Raw genomic sequence first — 1,498 nt, 5'->3', positions numbered from 1 at the left:
GGAATCCGGTAAAGTTGCCATCTAAGGTGTTTTTGTCTCTGGGCAAGCACTTAGGTTTTAACGTGGTGTTTGGTGTAGTTGGTCGTTCTAAAACATCTAACCAGTTCATCAAACATCACTCCGGCCACAAAAACACGTGGCCTGCGTTGGACGCACGATAGAGCCGTGCGCCGTTTATAAAAGCGTTATATGCAGTAAAAGGTCAATTAATTTAAGCGGTTAGCGGTATTTTGAGCAAAGAGTGTATTCGGTTCAAAGCTTAGTTTAGCATCAAGGTTTATACTGCTAAACATAGCTTTTGGCTCAGAGAAAACGGGTCGCTTTAATTGGTGTTCTGTTGATTGTTTCGGTAAAAATTAGCTTGTTATCCTGTTTAATCAACAGGTGGCAAAATTAAGAATAAATGCGGTTTGTTGCTTTTACTTCTTACCCTTAAGTACTCTAAAAAGACTAAGGCGGTTTATCAAAGTGCAAAGCAATAAATCATATAACCAGTGCAGCCTGCCTCGCCCCAGAAAACCACTGGGGCTGGACCTCACTTCGTTCGGCCGCAGCTGCAAGCGTTAGTTGTATAAAGAGGAATCATGGAACGTTTTAAGTTTGCTAAATATCAAAGGGATTGGTACATTTTTGATGACAAATATCGCTTGAGCATTCATGAAGATTACTTGTCTATTGATTCAGTTAATGCAAATTACAAAGAAATCGAAGATTACAGTCAAAGAGATCCGATAACTTCACCTCATATTATTATTCCAGTAGGCGCATATCTTATCCGGCAGTTTGTTATAGGTGGGCGTTGTCCTATAAAAATTGAGTTATCAGGTAATCATGCAGGTTCTTTAAACCATAATCGTGGTTACGACATTGCAGCAAGCGGAGCGCTTTCGCGTTCAATTGAAAAAGTGTGTTTTGACCTCAGCCTTAGTTCAGACTATTTAGTGTTAAAAATAAATGGGCTTGCCTCACCTATTAAAAAAGAAAGCACGCCAATTAAGATAAGCGGCAGTTACGCTGAAACTCTAGAATTTAATTATGTATTTAACATAGCTTTTGAAAATGTTTCTGAAATACTTAACATGAACCATGATCAGTTATTTAAGTTCAATAAAACAACTAATTAGGCGCTCAATAGGACTCCGTAATAATGGCACCTTTTCTGCGCTACGCGACAAAAAAGTCGCCATTATTACTGCGCCCATTAGCGCAACGTTAAATGTTTTTTGGCCTTTAGGTTTAAGGCTCAGTATTCGGCAAGGAATGCACGTTTCTAATCTGGCACCTTTCCGTTTAAATTTTTAGGGTAGGTGGCACGTTTTCCCACTGTTCAGCTCTGCTGTTTAAGCTTCTCAAGCACATTTGTATTTGTAGAGGCTTCGTTGGTGGTGTGTTCCTAGGGAATCCGGTAAAGTCGCCATCTACGGTGTTTTTGTCTCTGGGCAAGCACTTTGGTTTTAACGTGGTGTTTGGTGTAGTTGGGTGTTCTAAAACATCTAAC

General features: G+C 39.9%; 2 protein-coding genes. One reads left to right on the top strand and one right to left on the bottom strand.

Features of this window, described 5'->3' with window-relative positions; translation table 11 throughout:
- Window positions 1-584 precede the first annotated feature (584 nt).
- Window positions 585-1,124, top strand: a complete 540-nt coding sequence (locus A3735_RS21180; protein WP_068510928.1) for a hypothetical protein — start codon at window positions 585-587, stop codon at window positions 1,122-1,124.
- A gap of 166 nt (window positions 1,125-1,290) precedes the next feature.
- On the opposite strand, the gene A3735_RS32040 is transcribed toward A3735_RS21180, so the two are convergent.
- A partial coding sequence (locus tag A3735_RS32040) for a hypothetical protein (protein ID WP_231882608.1) occupies window positions 1,291-1,498 on the bottom strand: 208 nt, incomplete at its 5' end.

It is taken from the genome of Oleiphilus sp. HI0061, assembly GCF_001635675.1.
Note: the sequence above shows the minus strand (reverse complement) of the source record. Positions and strands in the feature narration are given on the sequence as shown.

Excerpts from the sequence above, each read along its gene's own strand:
- A3735_RS21180 (WP_068510928.1), top strand. The coding sequence starts at position 585 with ATGGAACGTTTTAAGTTTGCTAAATATCAAAGGGATTGGTACATTTTT.